Source organism: Streptomyces sp. NPDC104096 (genome assembly GCF_055584385.1).
In genome coordinates, this window is sequence record NZ_JBVJMD010000057.1 from 1 (window position 1) to 21,287 (window position 21,287).

Genomic DNA, 21,287 nt, shown 5'->3' on the forward strand with positions numbered 1-21,287 from the left:
CCCCGCCACCGAGGGCCAGGGGGACGACGTGGTGCTGTGCGTGCACAACTTCTCCCGCTTCGCCCAGCCGACCGAGCTGGACCTGCGCGAGTTCGGCGGACGGCATCCGGTCGAGCTCTTCGGCGGGGTGCGCTTCCCCGCCATCGGCGAACTGCCCTACCTGCTCACCCTCAGCGGGCACGGCTTCTACTGGTTCCGGCTGCGCAAGGACACGGTCCAGATCCCCAACCAAGGTGTCGAAAAAGCGCGTTGACATCTGCGCGCGGCGGACCCGGCAACCCGCCCGGTCCGCCGCGCCCCGATGCCCGGCGGACACCGACACATCCCCCGTAAGCCGCATCAGCGGCCGTTTCGCCATGTTCAAACACTTGAAGCATTACGTTTCGATAACGCGACCTACACACTTCTTCCACATCCTTCCCAGCATGCCCACACACCCCTAATCTGATCTTGGCCACCTCGACCGGGGGCCACTCCCAGGGGGGAGTACGGGGCACACAACGCAGCATGGGGGTGGACGGGATTGGGCAGGCCAGGCAGCGCCTTATTAGCCGCCCGGCGGTCCGGCGGACCGGCGCCCCGCATCAGCGGATGACCTTCGCGGTCGCCCTGCCGACACCGGCAGCTGTGTACATCTCGTGAAGACCACGGCGGCGGGACGACCCGGGAAACCCGCTCTGCTCCCGGGTACAGAGCCCGTCCCGCCGCCCTCACCCTTCCGGCGCCCGCTCCGACACGGCAATTCCGCGGACCTCGCGGCGCCTCCCCCAGACCGGTGCAGGGGAATTCGTCAGCCCCCGAGCGGATTCCCCTGCACCACTTCCGCGACGCGCCGCCCGTGGGGTCCGCAGGGTCCGTAAGACCGAAACCGTCCGCAGGAGAGAACAGTGCAGCTGGCCGTACGCAAGGCGACGACGTCTCCCGACGAGACGCCGGCCGCCCAGCAGCCGCCCAAGCGCCGGCACTGGGCGCGCCGGGTCCTCTCGGCCCTGCTGAGCCTCCTGGTCGTGCTGCTCGCCGTCGGCTTCGCGGTGGCGGCGTACTCGGTCAAGTCCGGCAAGTGGGAGGCCAGTTCGGTCCTCAGCGGCAGCATGGAGCCGAAGCTGCCGACCGGGAGCGTCGTCATCGCCCAGCGGGAGCCCGTCAAGGCGCTGAAGGTCGGTGACGTCGTCATCTTCCACCGCCCGGACGAGCCGGAACGCCAGGTCGTCCACCGGATCGTGACGATCACCCCCTCCGCGGAGGGGCCGGTCCTGGAGACCAAGGGCGACGCCAACGAGACCAAGGACCCCTGGCACGTCCGCCCCGACGGCGACACCGCCTGGATCGTCCGCCACGACGTGCCGTACGTCGGCTACGTCGTCACCTCGATCCACACCGAAACGGGCTTCCGGGTCCTGCTCGGCGCCGGCGCCCTGCTGATCGTGGGCGGAACCGTCGCCCTGCTGTGGCGCCCGCGGAAGTCCACCCCACAGACCACCACCCCATAGGGCAACGGGATTCCTTCCCGTGACACGACGCCGGGCGGCACCCAGCCAGTGGGCCGCCGGGGGGAGCCGTGTCATGCCCGGGCGCAAGCCCGAACGTCCGTCCAACCGACAGAAAGGCCCATCACCGTGGCCATCTCCAACAAGAAGAAGGCGGTCGCGGCCGCCGCGATCGCGGTCGGCAGCATCGCCCTCATCGGCGCCGGCGCCGGCGCCACCTTCACCGACACGGTCACCGCGCAGACGGACCTGCGTTCCGGCCACGCCGACCTCAACATCGTCAAGGCCGAGGGCGCCACCGCGGCGTACGACGGTGTCGCCCCGCACGCCACCTACACCTGGGGCGGCACCTCCGCGTGGAACATCGTCAACGGCAACTACGCCGTGCTGAACGGTGAGCAGCTCCTGGGCTCCTCCACCAGCCGTCTGGTCACCAACTTCACCGTCGAGAACGACGGCACCGCCGGTGCCGGTGTCGCGTTCGACATCGTGAAGAGCGGCGACCTCGGCGGCGCGCTGAACGTCAAGGTGACGCGCGCCGACGAGACCACCGACTCGGCCTGGCTGAACAAGGGCGCCAAGGCCACCTACCGGGTGGAGATCGAGGTCAAGAACCTCGACAACTCCTGGCAGAACCTGACCGGTTCGGTTGCCGTCAAGGTCACCGCCTCCTCCTGATCCACCCCCGCGTGAGTGGGCCGGGGATCCGATCGCGTCCATCGACCGGATACCACGGCCCACCCCGCACACACCCTGGTCCAGGGACCACTCACCCGCCGCAGGATTGCCGTCCTGCGGCGGGTACAGGCGCTGCGGCCACCCTACGGGCGCACCGGCCGAGTCGGGCCGACACCCCCGCACATCGGAGCACCGCTCCTGAAAGGTCTTCCACATGGCCATCACCAACAAGACGAAGGCGATCGCCGCCGCCGCGATCCTGGCCGGCAGCATCGGTCTCGTGAGCATCGGCAGCAGCGCCCTGTTCACCGACACCGTGACCGCCGAGTCCACCTTCAAGGCCGGCACGGCCAAGCTCGAGATCCAGGCGGACGGCTGGACGATCGGCGACAACGGCCACACGGCCACCCTCGCGGACACTCAGCTGATCAAGACGTCGACGGCCGAGCTCGCCGTCCCGCTGAACAACTCGAACCTCACCGTCTGGAACCGGGGCGACATCCCCGTCACCTTCGCCCCGACCGTGGAGCGCACCGGCGACCTCGCCCTCGACGTGTCGTACGTCCGCACCGGTGGCGACACCAACGGCTCCGACACGGTCGCCCCCGGCCAGTACGTCCAGTACCGCGTCGTCGTCAAGGCCACGAACCTCGGCAACGAGTCCTCCGGCAAGACGGCCAAGGTCACCTTCAAGGTCAACGCCAGCGCCTGAGCCTCGCGCGCGTTCCGCGCAAGCCCACAGCCCACCCGGCCCGGTCCGACCTCGCGTCGGCCGGGCCCGGTGGGCCAAGGCGTTCACCGCCATGGCGCCCCTCCCACGGGGCGTAGACCCGACCCCCAGCACAATCAGAAGGGCGCAACACCAATGGCCATCTCCGACCGGAGGAAGATCGCGGCGGTACTCGTGCTGGCCGCGGGCGGCATTGGCCTTGTCGGCGTGAGCAGCGGCGCCACGTTCTCCAGCACCGTGACAGGGTCCTTCACGGTCCAGGCGGACTTCCCTCCCACCCCGACGGCGACGGCCACGGCGACGGCGACGGCGACGTCCGAGCCGACTCCCGGCAAGTCCGACGACCCGGGAACGGGGAACCCGAGCCCCACGGGCTCCGCATCCGCCAGTCCCACGCCGACGGCCACGCTCACGCCCAAGCCCGTCAAGCTGAAGATCGACACCGACGACGGCAGCAACTGGTCCACGAGCGGCACGGTCTGCACGTACAAGAAGGAGATCAAGTTCACCGATCTCACCGCCAGGAGGCTCGGGGTCTTCACGGCGGAGAACACCGGTGAGGCTGATCTGACGGTCACGGCCGGCGTCACCCTGCCGTCCTCGCTCAGCGGCAAGGTCACGGCAGAGATCAGGCTGGTCAAGGGAACTGCCGAACTGAAGGCCAAGTCGAAGGGCGAGGTCGACTCCGCGACGTACGAGCTCTGGCTCACGCCCAGGACATCGGGCTACACCATCTCCAAGGACGACGCGCAGAAGATCACGGTCACCTTCGTCCCCACCGCCGTCTGACCCGGGCCCCGGCTCGGAGCACGACGGCACCACAAGGGTGTCCGATGTCTGGTCGCACAACCCGACATCGGACACCCTTCTGGCATGTCCGCAGAAAATCCCCTGGACCCGCTCGGCTGAAAGGTCCCGGGTCGACGCGGTTTCCACCGCTCCGCCCGGGGCACGCATCAGTAACCGCCTCCCCTCGCCCCCGGGGAAAGGACGCGATCCATGTCGGAAGCCGTCACACGCACCGCGACCACTGGTCCCGGCCTCCTGGCGTCCCTGGACCCCCTGCTGCGCACATGGTTGCCACGGCAGCGCTGGTTCGCCGGAAAGGGACGACCGATCAGCGGGTTCTCGCTGGTCAGCGCCACCGAGCTGCTGCCGGCGCACAGCCAGCTCGGCCTGCACCACCTGCTGGTACGCACCCATCAGCCGCCCGTACCGGGCGCGCGAGCCGTTCCCGGCGACTGCTACCAGCTCCTGATAGGCGCCCGTGAGGCTCTGCCGCCCCGGCTGGCACCGTCCCTGATCGGACACATGGCCGAGGGGCCGCTCGCCGGCCGGACCGCGTACGAGGCGCTGTACGACCCCCAGCCCGCCGGTGTGCTCCTGGAGGCCCTGCGCTCCCGGGCCCGCATCGGCGGACTGCGTTTCGAGCGGGATCCCGGCCAGGAGATACGGCCCGGCCTGGTGCCGCGGATGATGACCGCCGAGCAGTCCAACTCGTCGGTGGTCTACGGAGATACGTTCATCCTCAAGTTACTGCGCCGGGTCGTGCCGGGCGTCAACCCCGACCTCGAACTGCCGCTGGCCCTGGCCCGCGCGGGCTGCGCGCGGGTACCGGCGCCCACGGCCTGGCTGCGGGCGGAGCTGTCCGGCGGGTCGTACGTCCTGGGGGTGCTCCAGCCGTTCGTGCAGGGCGCGTCGGACGGCTGGGAGCTGGCGCTGCGCGAACTCGCCAAGGGCGAGGACTTCGCCGCCGAGGCCCGGGCACTGGGACGCGCCACCGCGGAGGTGCACACGGCGCTCGCCCGCGCGCTGCCCACGGTGACCCTGGGCCACGCCCAGGTGCGGGCGCTGGCCGACGGCATGATCGAGCGGCTGGACGCGGCCGCGCAGGCGGTGCCCGCGCTGCGTCCGTACGTGCCCGGCCTGCGGGTCGCCTTCGAGGCGCCGGCCGTTCTTGCGGCCGAGGGCCGGACCTGGACCGCCCAGCGCATCCACGGCGACCTCCACCTCGGGCAGTGCCTGCGCTCGCCGTCCGGCGGCAGGGGCGACGGCCCGGCCGACGGCGGCGGGACGTGGTCGCTGATCGACTTCGAGGGCGAGCCGGCCAGGCCGCTGGCCGAGCGGCGGATGCCGCAGCCCACGGTGCGGGACGTCGCGGGGATGCTGCGCTCCTTCGATTACGCCGAGCACTCCGTGACCCCGGCCGTGCCGGGGTGGGCGGACACCTGCCGGGCCGCCTACTGCACGGGGTACGCCGAGGGCGGCGCCCGTGACCCGCGCACCGATCCCGTACTGCTTCGGGCCTACGAGACGGACAAGGCCGTCTACGAGGTCCTCTACGAGGCCCGGCAGCGGCCCGACTGGCTTCCGGTCCCGCTGTCCGCGATACGCCGCCTCGCCGCGCCCGACCCGTCCTGACCGACCCTCGCCCAGGAGGCCCTGTCCGTGACCCCCAGCCCCCCGTCCAACGGCTCACATCCGAAGAAGACGGCCGAGGAGCAGCCGCCGGCGAAGCAGACGACCGAGAAGGCGGCGGCCAAGAAGGCGGCAGCGAAGAAGACGGCGAAGAAGGCGGCGGCAGCAGCAGCGGCAGCGAAGAAGACGACGACGAAGGCCGCCGCGAAGAAGGCCACCACCGGGAAGGCGGTGAAGGCGACGAAGGCCGCGAGGAAGTCGGTCTCCCGGCCCGTGCCGTCGCCCGTCCCGGACTCCGCACCGGAGTCCGTCCAGGACTCCATACCGGAGTCCGCCCCGGAGCCGCACCCGCTCCCCGTGGCCCTCTCCCCCGCCGTCGACGCGGGCGACCGCGAGCGCCTCCTGCACGGCACCCATCACGCCCCGCACTCCGTCCTGGGCGCCCACCCGGTGCCCGGCGGTGTCGCCTTCCGCGCCTTCCGGCCGTACGCGCTGGGCGTGACCGTCGTGGCCGGGAACCTGCGCGCCGAACTGCACGACGACGGCGACGGGTTCTTCTCGGGCCTGCTCCCCCTGACCGAGGTCCCGCGCTACCGCCTGCTGGTGGCGTACGAGGGAACGGTCCAGGACACCGAGGACGCCTACCGCTTCCTGCCCACGCTGGGCGAGCTGGACCTGCACCTGATAGGCGAGGGCAGGCACGAGCAGCTGTGGACGGCGCTCGGCGCCGAGCCCACCACCCACCAGGACGTGACCGGGACCCGCTTCACGGTGTGGGCGCCGAACGCGCGCGGGGTGCGGGTGACCGGCGGCTTCAACTTCTGGGACGGCACCGGACATCCGATGCGCTCGCTGGGCTCGTCGGGTGTCTGGGAGCTGTTCGTGCCGGGGGTCGGCGAGGGCGAGCTGTACAAGTTCGAGATCACCCGCCCGGACGGGTCGCGGACCCTGCGGGCCGACCCGATGGCCCGCCGCACCCAGGTGCCGCCCGAGACCGCCTCGATCGTGACCAGGTCGCACTACGAGTGGGGCGACGCCGACTGGCTGGCACACCGCGGGGACACTCCCCCGCACCGGGCGCCGCTGTCCGTCTACGAGGTCCATCTCGCCTCCTGGCGACCCGGTCTGACCTACCGTCAGCTTGCCGACCAGCTGCCCGCGTACGTACGGGACCTGGGCTTCACCCATGTGGAGCTGATGCCGGTGGCCGAACATCCCTTCGGCGGCTCCTGGGGCTACCAGGTCACCGGTTTCTACGCGCCCACGGCCCGGCTGGGCACCCCGGACGACTTCCGGTACCTGGTGGACGCGCTGCACCGGGCCGGGATCGGCGTGATCATGGACTGGGTGCCGGCCCACTTCCCGCGCGACGACTGGGCACTGGCCGAGTTCGACGGCCGCCCGCTGTACGAGCACGAGGACCCGCTGCGTTCCGCGCACCCCGACTGGGGGACGCTGGAGTTCGACTTCGGTCGCCGCGAGGTGCGCAACTTCCTGGTCGCCAACGCGGTGTACTGGTGCGAGGAGTTCCACATCGACGGGCTGCGGGTGGACGCGGTCGCCTCGATGCTCTACCTCGACTACTCGCGCGAGCCGGGCCAGTGGGTCCCGAACGAGCACGGCGGCCGGGAGAACCTGGACGCGGTGGCGTTCCTCCAGGAGATGAACGCGACGGTGTACCGGCGGGCGCCGGGGGTCGTCACCGTCGCGGAGGAGTCCACCGCCTGGGACGGGGTCACCCGCGCCACCCACCAGAAGGGACCGGGCGGCTTCGGCGGCCTCGGCTTCGGGCTGAAGTGGAACATGGGGTGGATGCACGACTCGCTGGCGTACATGGGCCACGAGCCGGTGCACCGCAAGTACCACCACGACGAGATGACCTTCTCGATGGTGTACGCCTACAGCGAGAACTACGTCCTGCCCGTCTCGCACGACGAGGTGGTGCACGGCAAACGCTCACTGGTGTCGAAGATGCCGGGCGACTGGTGGCAGCAGCGCGCCGACCACCGCGCCTACCTCGGTTTCATGTGGGCCCATCCCGGCAAGCAACTGCTCTTCATGGGGCAGGAGTTCGCGCAGGGCGCGGAGTGGTCGGAGGCGCACGGCCCGGACTGGTGGCTGCTGGACCCGGCGTACGGCGCGGAGGCCGACCATCGCGGTGTGCGCGATCTCGTGCGCGACCTCAACACCGTCTACCGGGACACCCCGGCGCTGTGGCAGTGCGACACCGATCCGGCCGGCTTCCGGTGGATCGTCGGCGACGCCTCCGAGGACAACGTGGTCGCGTTCGTGCGGTACGACGCCGACGGCGTCCCCCTGCTCGCGGTCTCCCACTTCTCGCCGGTGGTCCGTCACGACTACCGCCTCGGCGTCCCCGAGGACGTGCCCGCCTGGCACGAGGTCCTCAACACCGACGCGGCCCGGTACGGCGGGGGCGAGGTGGTCAACCCCGATCCGGTGAAGCCGGAGCCGCAGCCCTGGCACGGTCATCAGGCCAGCATCCGGCTGACCCTGCCGCCGCTCGCCACGGTGTGGCTGCGCCCGGCCTGACGCCCCCCTCGTACGGCACCGGCGCCGTACGAGGACCGCCGCGGGCCGGCCGGCGCGGTCGTGGACGGTGGGCGTCGCCCACCGCACACGTACCGCGCCGGCCGTGCCTCAGGCGCCGACCAGCGCCTTCGGCAGCCGGCCGGTGTGCAGCACGCCCAGCCGCTGGGTGGCCCGGGTCAGTGCCACGTACAGGTCGCTCGTGCCGTACAGCGCCGGTTCCACCACCAGCACCGAGTCGAACTCGAGCCCCTTGGACTGCCTCGGGTCGAGCAGGACGACGGTCCGGGTCAGGTCCGGCTCCGCGCCCGCCGTCACCCCGTTCAGCCGGGCGGCCAGCCTGCGGTGCAGATGGCGCGGCGCGATCACCGCGAGCCGCCCCTCCTCGGGGGTCAGCTCCGAGACCGCCTCGGCCACCGCGCCGGGCAGGTCGTCGGTGGCGCGCACCCACGGCCGTACCCCTGTCGACCGCACCGAGCTCGGCGGCTCGAAGTCCGGCCGCTCGGCACGCACCACGGCCGCCGCGAGCTCCATGATCTCGGCGGGCGTACGGTAGTTGACACCGAGCCGGGTGTGCTCCCAGCGGTCCTCCACGTACGGCTGGAGGATCTTCGACCAGGAGCCGACGCCGGCCGCCTCCGCGGTCTGCGCCGGGTCGCCGACCAGCGTCATCGAGCGGGTGGGACAGCGCCGCATCAGCAGCCGCCACGCCATCGGCGACAGCTCCTGCGCCTCGTCGACGATGATGTGCCCGAACGCCCAGGTCCGGTCGGCCGCCGCGCGCTCGGCGGCGCTGCGGTGGTCGTCCTCCTCCTGCCGCTCGGCGAACCGCTCGGCGTCGATGATGTCGTGCGCGGACAGGACCTCGGAGTCCTCCTCGTCGATGTCCTCGAACTCGTAGGTGCGCGAGGCGTACGAGACGTCCAGCACGCCCTGCGCGTAGGCGACCTGCGTCTCCCGCTCGCGCTCGGCCCGCGCCCGTGCCACCCGCTCGTCCACGCCGAGCAGTTCGGCCGCCTCGTCGAGCAGCGGCACGTCCGCGACGGTCCACGCCCGCGTCACCGGGCGGCGGATCGCCTGGGCGTCCTCGTCGCTGACGTAGCCCACCGGGTCGGCGAGGAAGTCGGCGACCAGGCGCTGCGGGGTCAGCCGCGGCCAGAGCTGGTCGATCGCGGCCCACACCTCGGGGTTCTCGGCGATCTCGTCGCGGATCTGGGTGATGTCGGAGGCGTCCAGCAGGCTGCTGCCGTCGTACGGGTCGGTGCCCACGCGCTCGGCGTACAGCTCGGTGAGCGTGTTGAGGACGTGGCCCTCGAAGTGCTCGCGCGCCACGTTGTGCGGCAGTCCGGCGGACCGGGTGCGCTCGCGGGCGACCTTGACCAGCCCGTCGTCGAGCATCAGGACCTCGCGGTCGTGCTCGATCGCGATCACCGGGTCGGGCAGTGCCTGCCAGTCGCGTACGACGTCGGCGAGGACGTCCGCCATGTCCGCGCGGCCCTTCACCGCGGCCGCCTCACGGGTGTCGGTCGCCGTCGCCCGTACCCCGGGGAACAGCTCGCCGACCGTGGCCAGCAGCACGCCGGTCTCCCCCAGCGAGGGCAGCACCTCGCCGATGTAGCCGAGGAAGGCCGGGTTGGGTCCGACGATCAGCACCGCGCGCTTGGCGAGCAGCTCCCGGTGCTCGTAGAGCAGGTACGCGGCCCGGTGCAGGGCGACGGCCGTCTTGCCGGTGCCGGGCCCGCCCTCCACCACCAGCACCCCGCGGTGCGGGGCGCGGATGATCTCGTCCTGTTCGGCCTGGATGGTCTGCACGATGTCGCCCATGCGCCCGGTGCGGGCCGCGCCCAGGGCCGCGAGCAGGACGGCGTCGCCGGTCGGGTCCTCGTGGCCGGTGCGGGTGGCGTCGCCGAGGTCGAGGATCTCGTCGTGCAGGGCGGTGACCCGGCGGCCGTCGGTGGCGATGTGCCGGCGGCGGCGCAGGCCCATCGGGGTGTGGCCGGTGGCCAGGTAGAAGGGGCGGGCGACGTCGGCCCGCCAGTCGATGAGGACCGGCGTGCGCTCGGCGTCGTCGGCGCGCAGGCCGATCCGGCCGATGTGGTGGCTCGCGCCCGATGGGGGTCCCCCCGCTCGAGCGGAGTCGAGAGTGGGGGACAGGTCGATCCGGCCGAAGCAGAGGGAGCCGTCGACCGCGTTGAGCGCGGCGAGCAGCCCGGACCGCTCGGCGACCAGGATGTCCCGCTCCAGCCGGGCCTGCATGGGTGTGTTGCCCTGTGCGAGCGCGTCCGTGACGGAGGTCTCGGTGTCGCCGCGCAGTGCGTCGACACGCGCGTACAACCCGTCGATGAATTCCTGCTCGTGCCGCAATTCATCGTCCGGAAATTCGTTGTTTGACAATTCCGCTCCCGCCCGGATATACTGTGCCCAGTGAACTTCCCCGCGCCTTCTTCATATGAAGTCGCGAATCAATGAATATACACAGAGAAATCCCCCGGTGACAATTGCCCGGGGGATTTCTCTGTGTACGGGTGGGCACGGAGCGGTCAGAGCAGGTCGGACAGCTCCTCCAGCAGCCGCCGCTTCGGCCGCGCGCCCACCATCGCCCTCACCGGCTCACCGCCTCGGAAGACCATGAAGGTCGGCATCGACAGGACCTTGTAGTGGTTGGTCGTCTCCGGGTTGCGGTCCACGTTCAGCTGCACCACCCGCAGCCGCTCCCCCTCCTCCACGGCGAGCGCGCGCAGCACCGGCGCCATCTGCCGGCAGGGCGGGCACCAGTCGGCGGTGAACTCCACCAGCACCGGCAGGTCCGCCCCGAGCACCTCCGCCCCGAAATCCTCGTCCGTCACCTCGGGCACCTCGGCCGTCATGGTCACCGTCCCCGTCCTCCCAGCTCGCACACCGGCTCCGGACCCCCCGGAACCTGCGCCTCGGCGTCCAGCTCGGCACGCGCCCGCTCGGCCCGCGCGAGCTGCCCGGCGACCTTCTCCCGCACCGCCCGCAGCTCCCCGACGAGCTCGTCCAGCTCGTCCAGCTTGCGCCGGTACACCGCGAGCGACGCCGGGCAGGAGTCCCCCTCGGGATGCCCGGCCCGCAGACACTCCACGAAGGGCCGGGTCTCCTCCAGCTCGAACCCGAAGTCCCGCAGCGTCCTGATCTGCCGCAGCAGCTTCAGGTCGCGGTCGTCGTAGGAGCGGTGCCCGTGGTCGTCCCGCCGCGCGGTCAGCAGACCCCGCGACTCGTAGTACCGCAGCGTCCGCGTGGTGGTTCCGGCCCGTGCGGCCAGCTCGCCGATTCGCATGTCCACGAACGTAAGCCCTGACGCCGACGTCAAGGCAAGCGGTCACGGCAGGGGCGGGGCCGGGGGCAGCAGCGGCTTGTGCCGTACCGGGGAGGAGAGCACGACCGACGTGGTGGTGCGACCCAGCGCGGAGGTCAGTTCGAGGATCTCCTCCAGGTGCGCGGTGTCCCGGACGGCGACCTTGAGGATCCAGCAGTCCTCGCCCACGACATGGTGGACCTCGGTGATCTCGGGGCGGTCCATCAGCTCCAGGGTGCGAGGGTGCTTGAGCGTGTAGCCGCCGTGCGGGTCGACCCGGACGAAGGCCTGGACGCCGTAGCCGAGGCGGGCCGGCTCGACATGGGCGCCGTACCCGCTGATCGCGCCCGCCGCCTCCAGCCGCCGCACCCGCTCGGTGACGGCCGCCGGGCTCAGCCGCACCCGGCGGCCCAGCTCGCTGAGCTTGATCCGGCCGTCGGTCTGCAGGAGCCGGAGGATCTCCCGGTCCAGCGCGTCGAAGGCCACCGATGTTTCGGTGGCGAGGGCCCGCAGATGCCGTGGTTCTTTCGGTACGGCGGCCCGATCTCCCATGTCTCCCCCTTCAGCGCGCGGCACGCTGCCGGGAGAATTATCGCCGTCGGGTTCCCGGGCCCGGAACCGGAACCGGAGTTCACGTCCGCGGAACCGGAGTTCCCGGCCGCGGAAACCGGCACCGGACCTGTTGCCGACCGGATTTTTCGAAGGGGGCGTCATGCGTGACGTACTGGTCATCGGGGGGAACCGCTATTTCGGGAAACGGCTGATCGACCGGCTGCTCGCCGCCGGGGACCGGGTCACCGTCCTCAACCGCGGTTCGTCCGCGCCGCCCGCCGGGACGGTCCATCTGGTCGCCGACCGCGACGACGAGCGCGCGCTGACCGAGGCGCTCGGTGAGCGCGTGTTCGACGTCGTCGTCGACCAGGTCTGCTACACCCCGCGCCAGGCGGCGATCGCCCGCCGGGTCTTCTCCGGCCGTACCCGGCGCTACGTGATGACGTCGACGGTGGAGGTGTACGAGTACGAGGACTCGCCCGCCGCCGGGGTGCCGGAGGACGCGGTCGACCCGCGCGAGGTCGCCGTCGACCTCGAACTCCCCTGGGACGACACCGGGTTCCGGGACGCGCACTACGGCGAGGGCAAGCGGCAGGCGGAGGCGGTCCTCGCGGCGGCGCCCGCCTTCCCGTACACGGCCGTCCGCGTGGCCCATGTGCTGGGCGGCGACGACGACTTCACCGGCCGCCTCGCCCACTACGCGGACCGGCTGCGCACCGGCGCGCCGATCGTCGTCCCCGCCGCCAACCACCCGGCGACGTACATCCACGTCGAGGAGATCGCCGACTTCCTGTTCTGGGCGGTGGGCCAGGACTTCACCGGCCCGGTCAACGCGGCCTCGCACGGGACGCTCACCACCGACGAGATCGTGTCCCGCATCCCGGGCCCCGCGGCCCACTACCAGGAGGTCGAGGCCGGCGAGGTCTCCCCCTTCTCCTTCTTCCGCGCCTACGGCATGGACAACTCCCGCGCCACCCGGCTCGGTTTCGCCTTCGCCGACGCCCGGCAGTGGCTGCCCCGGGCCGTCGTGGAGACCCTCGGAAAGGACCACTGACATGCTTCGGCGCACACTCGGCGATCTCTCGGTGAGCGCGATCGGCCTCGGCGCGATGCCGCTGTCCATCGAGGGCCGCCCCGACGAGCGCCGCGCCCTGGCCACCGTGCACGCGGCGCTGGACGCGGGTGTCACCCTGCTGGACACCGCCGACTCCTACACCCTGCCGGACGCCGAGCCGGGCCACAACGAGCTTCTGGTGGCCCGCGCGCTCGCCGGGTACGGCGGTGACACCTCCGGCGTGCTGGTGGCCACGAAGGGCGGCCGGGGCCGTACCCCCGACGGCGGCTGGACGGTGGACGGCAGCCCGCGCCGGCTGAAGGCGGCCGCCGAGGCCTCGCTCAAGCGCCTCGGCGTCGACGCGATCGGCCTCTACCAGCTGCACAAGCCCGACCCGGCCGTCCCCTTCGAGGAGTCCGTCGGCGCCCTGCGCGACCTGCTCGACGCGGGCAAGATCCGGCTGGCCGGGATCTCCAACACGGACGCGGACCAGATCCGCCGGGCGTACGGGATCCTCGGCGACCGGCTGGTGTCGGTGCAGAACCGCTACTCCCCCGCCGTCCGCGACAGCGAGCCGGAACTGCGGCTGTGCGCGGAACTGGGCCTGGCGTTCCTGCCGTGGAGCCCGCTGGGCGGGATCTCCCGCAGCTCCCTGGACGGGCCGTCGTCGCGGGAGGGGGCGGACCCGGGCCCGGGTCAGGACCGTTTCGCCGCCTTCCACGCGGTCGCCGCGGAGCGCGGGGCGAGTCCCCAACAGGTCTGCCTGGCCTGGCTCCTGACCCGGTCGCCCACCGTGCTGCCGATCCCGGGCGCGAGCCGTCCGGAGACGATCCGGGCGTCCGCGGCCGCGGCGGACCTGACGCTGACCGCCGAGGAGACGGCACGGCTGGACGCGGCGGTGGCGGTGGCGGGGACGGCGGGCTGACAGACCCGGGCCGGCCGGGTCGGCGGGCCGACCCGGCCCTACACCGGCACGCCCGCCGACTCCTCCACCTCCAGCAGCGAGGCGCTGCGGCGCTCCTCGTCGAACGCCCGGCGCCCGCCGCGCAGCCCGAACAGCCGCTTGGCGAGGGCGATGTAGAGGACGGCGAGGATGTTGAGGACGAGCGTGGCGATCTTCAGCCAGCTCACGTGCTCGGTGAGCTCGTAGATCTCCAGCGGGAGGAAGGCGGCCGTGGCGACCACGGTCAGGTACTCCGCCCAGCGCTTGGCGTACCAGAGGCCGACCGCCTCGACGAGCTCGACCAGCGCGTAGACCAGCAGCAGCCCGGCCACCAGCAGCAGGGTGGACTGCTTGTAGCCGAACGTCTTCTGGATGGTGCCGACCACGGGCGAGTGGTCGAGGTCGTAGTGGAAGTGCCGGAAGACCGGCCGGAAGACGTCGAGGTACTCGTCGAAGAGCCGGCGCACCGCGTACCGGCTGTTGCTGAACTTCCACACGGCCGCGGCGACCAGCACGATGAACACCCCGCGCACGGCCCGCTCGATGGCGAGGAAGCGCAGGACGAACAGGTCGCGCAGCACCTTGCCGCGCGGGACGAGGGGCGCCTCGTTCGCGGGGCCCGAACCGTGCGGCTCGCCGAGCGTGTAGTCGCCGCAGCGCAGACAGCGCCAGACCTCGCCGAGGGCGGTGTCCGCGCGCAGCCGCACCCGCAGCCGGGGGTCCTCCGGCGCGTACGTCACATGGCCGCGCCGAGCGCAGGTCCTTCGGTCCCAGTCGATCTTCATCCCCCGTGCCTCCACAGTGCGTGCCACGCCGGTCGTCGGCGCGGCACGCTAGTGGAGATCGTTAAGAAGAAGGTAAGAATCGGGTCAGCGCGCCCCGGTGGCCGCGCGCTCCGGCTCGTTGCCGACGTCGGCCCGCTCGGGCTTCTCCTCCACGGCCGCCTGCTCGGGCTTCTCCTCCGCGTCCGCCCCCGCCTTCTCCGTCGCCTGCTCCTTCTCCTTCTCTGTCGCCTGCTCCTTCTCCTTCTCCGCCGTCTTCTCCTTCTCCGCCGTCGCCTTCTCCTTCTCCGCCGTCGCCTTCTCCTTCCCCGCCGTCTTCTCCGCGTCGGCGTCCTGCGCGGACTCTCCCGCCCCGGCCGCGCCGGCCTCCGCTGCGGGTTCCTCCGCGGGCTCCGGCTTCGTCCCGCCCGGCAGCAGCGCCGCCACCAGTACCGTGCCGACCCCGAGGACCACCGCGCCGATCAGGCTGGTGTGGGCCACCGCGTCGGAGAAGGACGAGCCGACCGCGTCCGCCATCCGTCCGGCGCCCTGGGCGAGCTGCTCCGCCTGCGCCTTGAGCTGGGCCGCCTGCTGCGGGTCGGTGGCCCGGGCCGCCTGGGCGGCCAGCGCGTGCGCCTTGTCACCGATGCCCTGCGCGACCGCATACCCCGCGCCCACCGAGTCCTGGGCGGTGGCGAGGGCGTCCGCCGGGAGCCCGGCACCGGCCGTGGCGTCCGCCAGGTGGTCCGAGTACGACGTGGCCAGCAGCGAACCGAGGATGGCGATGCCGAGCGAGCCGCCGAGCTCCAGCGAGGTGTCGTTCACCGCGCCGCCGACGCCCAGCTCCGACTCCGGGAAGGCACCCATGATCGCGTCCGTGCAGGGCGAGAGGGCGAGCCCGATCGCCAGGCCGAGGACGACGAGCGGGGCGACGAAGTCGCCGTAGTCCGAGCCCGGGTCCACCTGCGTGAGCAGCCCGAGGGCGGCCGTGCCGCCGACCATGCCCGCGCTCACCGTCCACTTCATGCCGACCCGCGGGGTGAGGTAGCCGGTCAGCGCCGAGCCGACGAACACGGCACCGGCGAGCGGCAGCATGCGCGTGCCGGTCTCCAGGGCGTCGTAGCCGAGGACGAACTGGAGGTGCTGGGTGAGGTAGTAGAAGGCGCCGAAGACGGCCAGGAAGAACAGGGCCACCGCGAGGTTGGAGCCCGCGAAGCGGCGGTCGGCGAAGCGCCGCACGTCCAGGACCGGACGCGGGTGGCGCAGCTCCCACAGGACGAAGACGAGCAGGCCCGCACCGGCCGCCACCGCGGCCGTGACCGCCTTGACGCCCCAGCCGAAGTGGGGACCCTCGATGATCATGTAGACGAGGGAGCCGATCCACACCACCGACAGCAGACCGCCGACGTAGTCGATGCGGCTGTGGTGCGCGGCCTTCGACGGCGGTACGAGGACGAAGGCGCCGACGATCGCCAGGGCGGCGATCGGCACGTTGATCAGGAACGTGGAGGACCAGCCGTGGTCCGCCAGCAGCGCCCCGGCGACCAGCGGGCCGGCCGCGATGGCGAGGCCCGCGGTGGCGGTCCACAGGGTGATGGCCTTGGCGCGTTCGGCGCGCGGGAAGGTCGCGGCGAGCAGGGACAGCGTGGCCGGCATGATCAGCGCCGCGCCGACGCCCATCACCGCGCGGGCCGCGATGACCCCGGCGGCGCTGTCGACGAGCGAACCCGCGACGGCGCCACCGCCGAAGACGAGGAGCCCGAGGACGAGCGCCCCGCGCCGGCTGTACTTGTCGCCGATCGCGCCGAGCAGCAGCATCAGGGCGGCGTACGGGACGGTGTAGCCGTCGATGACCCACTGGAGGTCGGCGCTGGACAGGCCCAGGTCCTGGGTCATGTCGGGCGCGGCGACGGTGAGGGCGGTGTTCGCCATCACGATGATCAGCAGGCTGAGGCAGAGCACGAGCAGTGCCCACCAGCGCCGGCGGTAGGGGCCCGCCATCCCTTCGACCGGTTCGGTCATGACGAGTCGCATGGGCGGGGTCGCCTTCCTCTTCCACTACGCGGCATCGAATTGCACAGCAGAGTGCAATTGCACAACGATGTGCAATCTACGACGCTGCACACCACTGTGCAAGTCGGTGGGAGTGCAGAATGGCTGACATGACCACGGGTAACACCAGTCGCGCCGACGCCAACCGCCGCCGCATCCTCGACGTCGCGCTGGCCGAGCTGCTGCGCGACCCCGACGCGTCCATGGACCAGATCGCGCGCGCCGCGGGCGTCGTACGACGGACGGTGTACGGGCACTTCCCCAGCCGTGAGGCGCTGATCAGCACGCTGGTCGACGGTGCGGTGGAGGCGGTGGAGGCCGCGTTCGCGGCCGGCCGCGACGGCGCCGACGACCCCGTGCAGGCACTGGCCCGCTCGACCCTCGTGGTCTGGGAGGTCGCCGACCGCTACCGCATCCTGGTCGCGCTGGCCCAGCGCAGCGTCACCGTGCAGGGCATCCGCGACCGGCTCGCCCCGGTCCGCGAGTCCTGCGCCGAGGTGCTCCGGCACGGGCTGGACCAGGGGGTCTTCAGCTCCCCGCTGCCGCCGGCGGCCCTGGCGTACGTACACGAGCAGATGCTGTTCGCGCTGATGGAGGCCGTGAACGACGGCCTGCTGAGAACGGAGGAGGCGGGCCGCTCCGCCGCGGTCACGATCCTGACCACGGCGGGCGTACCCGCCTCTCGTGCCACCGAACTGGTGACGGGACTCGGCGAAGATCCCGGCGCCCGGTGACCCGGAGGTCCGGCCGGTTCAGGCCGGGCCGGAACTCCGGAGCGTGCGCCACTCGGACGGACGCCGGTCGGGGGATCAGGCCGTGACCGGCTCCCGCTCGCCGTCCCCGCGCTGTCCGGGCACGTCCGTCCCGGCCGGGGCGGCGTCGTGCTCGTCCAGCAGCGTCCGCTCGTCGAACGGCAGATCACCGGCGAGCACCCGCTGGACGCGGTCCCGGTCGATCTCCTTCGTCCAGGTGCCGACCAGCACGGTGGCGACGGCGTTGCCCGCGAAGTTCGTCAGGGCCCGGGCCTCGCTCATGAAGCGGTCGATGCCGACGATCAGGCCGACCCCGTCCACCAGCGCGGGCTTGTGCGACTGGAGGCCGCCGGCCAGCGTGGCCAGACCGGCGCCGCTGACGCCCGCCGCGCCCTTGGAGGCGAGCAGCAGGAACAGCAGCAGCGGGATCTGCTCACCGATCGACATCGGCGTGCCCAGGGCGTCGGCGATGTACAGCGACGCCATGGTCATGTAGATCATCGTGCCGTCGAGGTTGAACGAGTAGCCGGTCGGGACCGTGATGCCGACCACCGGCTTGCTGACGCCCAGGTGCTCCATCTTCGCGATCAGCCGCGGCAGCGCGGACTCGGAGGAGGAGGTGGACAGGATCAGCAGGAACTCGCGGGCCAGGTACTTGAACAGGGTGAAGACGTTCAGACCGGCGACGATCCGCAGCAGCGCGCCGAGCACCACGAAGACGAACAGGAAGCAGGTGACGTAGAAGCCGAGCATCAGCACGGCGAGGCTCTTGAGCGCGTCCAGGCCCGCCGAGCCGACCACCGCGGCGATGGCGCCGAAGGCACCGATCGGCGCCGCCCACATCACCATGGCGAGGATGCGGAAGACGAGCCGCTGGATGTGCTCGACACCGCGCAGCACCGGCTGTCCGGCGGCGCCCATCGCCTGGAGCGCGAAACCGGCGAGCAGGGCGACCAGGAGCGTCTGGAGCACCTGTCCCTCGGTGAAGGCGGAGACGAAGGTGACCGGGATGATCGACAGGACGAACTCGACCGGCGGCAGCGCCTCCGAGGACACCTGGCCCTGCCCGCTCGCCTTGATCGCGTCCGTCAGGTGCAGCCCGTCCCCCGGGTGCAGGACGTTGCCGACGAGCAGGCCGATGGCGAGCGCGACCAGCGACATCACCAGGAAGTAGCCGAGCGCGATACCGCCGACGGCGCCGACCTTCGCGGCCTTGCGCACCGAGCCGATGCCCAGCACGATCGTGCAGAAGATGATCGGCGAGATCATCATCTTGATCAGGTTCACGAAGCCCGTGCCCAGCGGCTTGAGCTCGACCGCGAAGTCGGGGGCGGCCAGGCCCACGACGATGCCGAGGGCGACCGCGGCGATCACCGCGAGGTAGAGATAGTGGGTGCGGTCCCGCTTCACGGCGGGTGCGGCAGGTGCCGTATCGGGGGTGCTGGCGGCCACGGCTGCCCTCCTTGACGTCTTCGTCGGCATCACCGGCGTGCGGCTCACGTCCGGTCGATCCCCGGAGCGGCGCGCGCCCGGGGGATCGGGCGCGCTCCCGGGAGATCGGGGGAATGCCGTGACTATCCACCGCCGTGTGAGGGCGGTCACCCTTCCGTTCATTGAGTTCACGCTCGACACGCCAGGCACACTGACGGAATGCGTATGTCCCTCCCTCGGCCCCGCAGCCTGGCCGGCCAGCTCTTCGCGATGCAGGCCGTGCTGATCGCGGTCGTGGTCGCCGGGTACGCGCTGTTCACCTGGATCAGCGACCGCGGCCAGGCCGAGGAGGCCGCGGGACGCCAGGCCACGGCGGTGGCCGGCTCGGTCGCCGACGCCCCCTCGGTGCGCGCGGCCGTCCTCGGCCCCGACCCCGGGGCGCAGCTCCAGCCGTACGCGCTGCGGGTCATGCGCGACACCGGGGTGGACTTCGTGACGATCATGGATCCGCGGGGCATCCGCTGGACCCATCCCGACGAGGACCAGATCGGCCGGCGCTTCCGCGGCAACACCGCCGACGCGCTGAAGGGCGAGTCCTTCACCGAGACCTACACCGGCACCCTCGGCCCGTCGGTCCGCGCGGTCACCCCCATCGAGGACGACGACAAGCGGATCATCGGACTGGTCAGCGCGGGGATCAAGGTCGAGGCGATCAGCGCGCGCGTCCAGGACCAGGTCACCGCGCTGCTGGGGGTCGCCGCGGGCGCGCTCGCGCTCGGCGCGATCGGCACGTACGTCATCAACGCCCAGCTGCGCCGCCACACCCACGGCATGAACGCGGCCGAGCTCAGCCGGATGCACGACTACCACCAGGCCGCCCTGCACGCCGTGCGCGAGGGCCTGCTGATGCTGGACGGCGCGTACCGGGTGGCGCTGATCAACGACGGCGGGCAGGAACTGCTCGGCGTGTCGGGCGAGGCGGTGGGCCGGTCGGTGGCCGATCTGGGCCTGCCCGCGCCGCTGACCGGGGCGCTGCTGGCGTCGGAGCCGAGGGTGGACGAGGTGCATCTGACCGAGCGGCGGGTGCTGGTGGTCAACACCTCGCCGGTGTCCGGCGGCGAGCGCCGCGGGACGGTGGTCACCCTGCGCGACGTCACCGAGCTCCAGTCCCTGATGGGCGAGCTGGACTCCGAGCGCGGCTTCAGCCAGGCGCTGCGCTCGCAGGCGCACGAGGCGGCCAACCGGCTGCACACGGTGGTGTCCCTCATCGAGCTGGGCCGGGCGCAGGAGGCCGTGGAGTTCGCGACGGCCGAACTGGAACTGGCCCAGGCGCTCACCGACCAGGTCGTGTCGGCGGTGAGCGAACCGGTGCTGGCGGCGCTGCTGCTGGGCAAGACGGCGCAGGCGAACGAGCGGGGCGTGGAACTGGTGGTGTCGCGGGACGGCGGCCTCGACGACGGGCTGCTGCCGAAGACGCTGCCCGCGCGGGATCTGGTGACCATCCTCGGCAACCTCGTCGACAACGCCGTGGACGCGGCGCAGGGCAGCACTCCCGCCCGGGTGACGGTCACGGTGCGCGGCGACGCGCGGGAACTGGTGCTGTCCGTCTCGGACACGGGGGCGGGGGTGGATCCGGCCCACGCGGAGCTGGTCTTCCGGCGCGGGTTCTCCACGAAGCCGTCCGGGCCGCAGGGCCGCGGCCTGGGCCTGGCCCTCGTGCAGCAGGCCGTGACCCGGCACGAGGGGTCGCTGTCGGTGACGGAGGCCGACGGGGGCGGCGCGCGGTTCGTGGCGCGGCTGCCGCTGCGCACCGGCGCCGGGGTGGCCGCCGCTCTCGTCGGCGGCCCGGACCGCGGGGGCGACGCGTGAGCGCGGGCCGGCCCATCCGGGTCCTCGTCGTGGAGGACGACCCCGTCGCGGCGGACGCGCATGTGATGTACGTGAACCGGGTGCCGGGGTTCGTCGCCGTCGGCCAGGCGCGCACGGGCGCGGAGGCCCGGCGGCTGCTGGAGCGCACGGCCGTGGACCTGCTGCTGCTCGACCTGCACCTGCCGGACGTGCACGGGCTGCGGCTGGCCCGGTCGCTGCGCGCGGCCGGCCACCACGCGGACGTCGTCGCGGTGACGTCCGCCCGTGATCTGGCGGTCGTGCGCGAGGGGGTGTCGCTCGGGGTCGTGCAGTACGTCCTGAAGCCGTTCACCTTCGCGACCCTGCGGGACCGGCTGGTGCGGTACGCGGAGTTCCGGGGCGCGGCGGGCGAGGCGAGCGGACAGGACGAGGTCGACCGGGCCCTCGCCGCGCTGCGGGCCCCGGCTCCGGCGGCCCTGCCGAAGGGCCTGAGCGGGCCGACCCTGGAGCGGGTGACGACGGCACTGCGCGAGGCCGCCGAGGGACACACCGCGGCGGGCGTCGCCCAGGCCGTGGGGATCTCACGGATCACGGCCCGGCGCTATCTGGAGCACCTGGTGGAGGCGGGCCGGGCCGAACGCAGACCGCTGTACGGGCAGGTGGGCCGCCCCGAACTGGTCTACCGCTGGCTCCCCGGGGCGGACCGGGACCGGTAGGA

The 21,287-nt window shown here is 72.2% G+C and carries 18 protein-coding genes and 1 pseudogene; 12 read left to right on the forward strand and 7 right to left on the reverse strand.

Annotated elements, in window-relative coordinates:
• From ACZ60B_RS35595 to glgB, 7 genes are all read left to right on the forward strand, one after another.
• On the forward strand, positions 1-253 hold a 253-nt coding region (locus ACZ60B_RS35595), incomplete at its 5' end, for an alpha-glucosidase C-terminal domain-containing protein (protein ID WP_469394559.1).
• A gap of 634 nt (positions 254-887) precedes the next feature.
• Entirely contained in the window at positions 888-1,490 is a 603-nt protein-coding gene (locus tag ACZ60B_RS35600) for a signal peptidase I (protein ID WP_469394562.1), read from the forward strand.
• A gap of 126 nt (positions 1,491-1,616) precedes the next feature.
• Positions 1,617-2,165: a hypothetical protein gene (locus ACZ60B_RS35605; protein ID WP_469394564.1), complete on the forward strand. Its 549-nt coding sequence runs from the start codon at positions 1,617-1,619 to the stop codon at positions 2,163-2,165.
• Positions 2,166-2,379: 214 nt separating this feature from the next.
• Entirely contained in the window at positions 2,380-2,877 is a 498-nt protein-coding gene (locus ACZ60B_RS35610; RefSeq protein ID WP_469394566.1) for a hypothetical protein, read from the forward strand.
• 153 nt (positions 2,878-3,030) lie between these two features.
• Positions 3,031-3,684, forward strand: a complete 654-nt coding sequence (locus ACZ60B_RS35615; protein WP_469394568.1) for a hypothetical protein — start codon at positions 3,031-3,033, stop codon at positions 3,682-3,684.
• A 210-nt stretch (positions 3,685-3,894) separates the two neighbouring features.
• Positions 3,895-5,316 (forward strand): maltokinase N-terminal cap-like domain-containing protein, encoded by a 1,422-nt coding sequence (locus ACZ60B_RS35620; RefSeq protein WP_469394570.1) that lies wholly within the window; start codon positions 3,895-3,897, stop codon positions 5,314-5,316.
• Between the two features lie 27 nt (positions 5,317-5,343).
• Positions 5,344-7,863 (forward strand): 1,4-alpha-glucan branching enzyme, encoded by a 2,520-nt coding sequence (gene glgB, locus ACZ60B_RS35625; RefSeq protein ID WP_469394572.1) that lies wholly within the window; start codon positions 5,344-5,346, stop codon positions 7,861-7,863.
• 108 nt (positions 7,864-7,971) lie between these two features.
• Here the strand turns inward: glgB and ACZ60B_RS35630 are convergent, their stop codons facing one another.
• From ACZ60B_RS35630 to ACZ60B_RS35645, 4 genes are all read right to left on the reverse strand, one after another.
• Entirely contained in the window at positions 7,972-10,224 is a 2,253-nt protein-coding gene (locus tag ACZ60B_RS35630; RefSeq protein ID WP_469394643.1) for a HelD family protein, read from the reverse strand.
• Positions 10,225-10,400: 176 nt separating this feature from the next.
• Complete coding sequence (locus ACZ60B_RS35635) at positions 10,401-10,727, reverse strand: thioredoxin family protein (RefSeq protein ID WP_469394645.1); 327 nt, start codon at positions 10,725-10,727, stop codon at positions 10,401-10,403.
• Between the two features lie 2 nt (positions 10,728-10,729).
• Positions 10,730-11,158 carry a MerR family transcriptional regulator gene (locus ACZ60B_RS35640; RefSeq protein WP_469394574.1) on the reverse strand — a complete coding sequence of 143 codons (429 nt, stop codon included), beginning with the start codon at positions 11,156-11,158 and terminating at the stop codon, positions 10,730-10,732.
• Positions 11,159-11,200: 42 nt separating this feature from the next.
• Positions 11,201-11,728 carry an Lrp/AsnC family transcriptional regulator gene (locus ACZ60B_RS35645; RefSeq protein ID WP_469394576.1) on the reverse strand — a complete coding sequence of 176 codons (528 nt, stop codon included), beginning with the start codon at positions 11,726-11,728 and terminating at the stop codon, positions 11,201-11,203.
• 160 nt (positions 11,729-11,888) lie between these two features.
• Between ACZ60B_RS35645 and ACZ60B_RS35650 the strand changes: the two genes are divergently transcribed.
• Positions 11,889-12,782 carry an NAD-dependent epimerase/dehydratase family protein gene (locus tag ACZ60B_RS35650; RefSeq protein ID WP_469394578.1) on the forward strand — a complete coding sequence of 298 codons (894 nt, stop codon included), beginning with the start codon at positions 11,889-11,891 and terminating at the stop codon, positions 12,780-12,782.
• Position 12,783: 1 nt separating this feature from the next.
• The gene (locus ACZ60B_RS35655) at positions 12,784-13,707 is read left to right on the forward strand and encodes an aldo/keto reductase (protein WP_469394580.1); all 924 of its coding nucleotides are present in this window, start codon (positions 12,784-12,786) and stop codon (positions 13,705-13,707) included.
• A gap of 38 nt (positions 13,708-13,745) precedes the next feature.
• On the opposite strand, the gene ACZ60B_RS35660 is transcribed toward ACZ60B_RS35655, so the two are convergent.
• Positions 13,746-14,510, reverse strand: a complete 765-nt coding sequence (locus ACZ60B_RS35660; protein ID WP_469394582.1) for a DUF2127 domain-containing protein — start codon at positions 14,508-14,510, stop codon at positions 13,746-13,748.
• 354 nt (positions 14,511-14,864) lie between these two features.
• Positions 14,865-16,520, reverse strand: a pseudogene (locus tag ACZ60B_RS35665) (MFS transporter); the annotation flags it as partial.
• 119 nt (positions 16,521-16,639) lie between these two features.
• On the opposite strand from ACZ60B_RS35665, the gene ACZ60B_RS35670 reads away from it, so the two are divergent.
• Complete coding sequence (locus ACZ60B_RS35670; RefSeq protein ID WP_469394585.1) at positions 16,640-17,272, forward strand: TetR/AcrR family transcriptional regulator; 633 nt, start codon at positions 16,640-16,642, stop codon at positions 17,270-17,272.
• A 75-nt stretch (positions 17,273-17,347) separates the two neighbouring features.
• On the opposite strand, the gene ACZ60B_RS35675 is transcribed toward ACZ60B_RS35670, so the two are convergent.
• Complete coding sequence (locus tag ACZ60B_RS35675) at positions 17,348-18,772, reverse strand: cation:dicarboxylate symporter family transporter (protein WP_469394647.1); 1,425 nt, start codon at positions 18,770-18,772, stop codon at positions 17,348-17,350.
• A gap of 168 nt (positions 18,773-18,940) precedes the next feature.
• On the opposite strand from ACZ60B_RS35675, the gene ACZ60B_RS35680 reads away from it, so the two are divergent.
• Both ACZ60B_RS35680 and ACZ60B_RS35685 read left to right on the forward strand, forming a co-directional pair.
• Positions 18,941-20,590 carry a sensor histidine kinase gene (locus ACZ60B_RS35680; RefSeq protein WP_469394587.1) on the forward strand — a complete coding sequence of 550 codons (1,650 nt, stop codon included), beginning with the start codon at positions 18,941-18,943 and terminating at the stop codon, positions 20,588-20,590.
• The gene (locus ACZ60B_RS35685; RefSeq protein ID WP_469394589.1) at positions 20,587-21,285 is read left to right on the forward strand and encodes a response regulator; all 699 of its coding nucleotides are present in this window, start codon (positions 20,587-20,589) and stop codon (positions 21,283-21,285) included. The genes ACZ60B_RS35680 and ACZ60B_RS35685 overlap by 4 nt, the downstream gene beginning before the upstream one ends.
• Positions 21,286-21,287: the final 2 nt, after the last annotated feature.

What these genes read in the sequence shown, in the direction of transcription:
- ACZ60B_RS35610 (WP_469394566.1), top strand. Translation starts at nt 2,380, where the DNA reads ATGGCCATCACCAACAAGACGAAGGCGATCGCCGCCGCCGCGATCCTG.
- ACZ60B_RS35680 (WP_469394587.1), top strand. Translation starts at nt 18,941, where the DNA reads ATGCGTATGTCCCTCCCTCGGCCCCGCAGCCTGGCCGGCCAGCTCTTC.
- ACZ60B_RS35615 (WP_469394568.1), top strand. Translation starts at nt 3,031, where the DNA reads ATGGCCATCTCCGACCGGAGGAAGATCGCGGCGGTACTCGTGCTGGCC.
- ACZ60B_RS35650 (WP_469394578.1), top strand. Translation starts at nt 11,889, where the DNA reads ATGCGTGACGTACTGGTCATCGGGGGGAACCGCTATTTCGGGAAACGG.
- ACZ60B_RS35675 (WP_469394647.1), bottom strand. Translation starts at nt 18,772, where the DNA reads ATGCCGACGAAGACGTCAAGGAGGGCAGCCGTGGCCGCCAGCACCCCC.
- ACZ60B_RS35620 (WP_469394570.1), top strand. Translation starts at nt 3,895, where the DNA reads ATGTCGGAAGCCGTCACACGCACCGCGACCACTGGTCCCGGCCTCCTG.
- ACZ60B_RS35640 (WP_469394574.1), bottom strand. Translation starts at nt 11,158, where the DNA reads ATGCGAATCGGCGAGCTGGCCGCACGGGCCGGAACCACCACGCGGACG.
- ACZ60B_RS35655 (WP_469394580.1), top strand. Translation starts at nt 12,784, where the DNA reads ATGCTTCGGCGCACACTCGGCGATCTCTCGGTGAGCGCGATCGGCCTC.
- ACZ60B_RS35645 (WP_469394576.1), bottom strand. Translation starts at nt 11,728, where the DNA reads ATGGGAGATCGGGCCGCCGTACCGAAAGAACCACGGCATCTGCGGGCC.
- ACZ60B_RS35635 (WP_469394645.1), bottom strand. Translation starts at nt 10,727, where the DNA reads ATGACGGCCGAGGTGCCCGAGGTGACGGACGAGGATTTCGGGGCGGAG.
- ACZ60B_RS35660 (WP_469394582.1), bottom strand. Translation starts at nt 14,510, where the DNA reads ATGAAGATCGACTGGGACCGAAGGACCTGCGCTCGGCGCGGCCATGTG.
- ACZ60B_RS35670 (WP_469394585.1), top strand. Translation starts at nt 16,640, where the DNA reads ATGGCTGACATGACCACGGGTAACACCAGTCGCGCCGACGCCAACCGC.